Below are 1,208 nucleotides of genomic sequence, written 5' to 3' on the forward strand. Positions count from 1 at the left end.
GCAAAGTCTATTCCCCGAAGCACGCTGGCACGAATCAATGAGCAGCAGCCTGCTGCCTTGTATCAACAGCTATTTTACAAGTTGCTTAAATACTATGAACACTCAAAAGTAGCTCATAAATTTCGCTTTAAGAATCCCTTGTATTCCTTGGATGCCAGTCATATTGACCTGTCGCTTTCCTTATGTGAATGGGCCAAAGTTCACGACTCAAAAGCCAGCATGAAACTCAGTATAGGATTGAATCACAGCAATGATATTCCTGAGTTTGTTGCAGTTGAAAATGGCAAAGAAAATGACATGGTACAAGGCCGCAAATTCCAGTTTCCTGCTGGCAGCATTGTAGTTTTTGATAAAGGCTATGTCGATTACCAATGGTATGCAAATCTGACTGCTCAAAACATTGGATTTGTCACACGTTTTAGGCCTAAATCTGTGTATCAGGTGATCCAGCAACATCCAGTGCTTGAATCCAAAGGTATTCTAAAAGATGAAACCATTCAGCTGAATAGCGCACATGCCCTAAAAAGAAAAGCCCCAGTGTTAAGAAGAATTGAATATAGAGATCAGCAAAGTGGCAAGCACTTTAGCTTTCTCAGCAATAACTTTCATTTAGCCGCCTCCACCATTGCGGCGATTTATAAAGATCGTTGGAAAGTTGAGCTGTTCTTTAAGGCGATTAAGCAGAATCTCAAATTAAAAGCGTTTCTAGGCCGCAGCAGGAACGCAATTCAGACACAAATCTGGATTGCGATGATCGCCTATTTATTGGTGAGTTTCGCTCAACATTTAGGAAAAACAGGTTGGACAGTTCAACGTTTACTCAGAATAATTCAAGTGAATTTGTTTGAAAGAAGAACTTTAAAAGCTTTATTTTCACCCGATAAAATACCCATAAAACAAGAGGAAGCTCAAATGAGCTTCCTCTTGTGAAAAATTGTGGGACAGCAATGGCATACCGCTTCCTTTTTTAATTTCGCATAATAAGAATTATGTTAATTTTAGAAAAAATTAAGAAACACCTAACATTTGTCCTTCTATGGGACTAAATGATGTAGAAGTTAAAAAATCAGAAGCATCTTATATAGGACTTACGCATTGACGGATTCAAAAAAGTATTAAAATACTTTATAAAGTATCTGTGATCAGACGAATTAAACATGCTTCTACAGCAACTTGTACATTACCCATTTATATGGGCTTTCTCATGA

1 protein-coding gene is annotated in these 1,208 nt (G+C 37.8%); it reads left to right on the forward strand.

All coding sequences use genetic code 11. From position 1 onward, the window contains the following. The coding region (locus FTV32_RS17115; RefSeq protein ID WP_180029159.1) for an IS4-like element ISAbe18 family transposase at positions 1-930 on the forward strand (930 nt) is incomplete at its 5' end. Between the last annotated feature and the right edge of the window lie 278 nt (positions 931-1,208).

The sequence above is a fragment of the Acinetobacter sp. YH16032 genome (genome assembly GCF_013417345.1).
Classification (GTDB): Bacteria; Pseudomonadota; Gammaproteobacteria; order Pseudomonadales; family Moraxellaceae; genus Acinetobacter.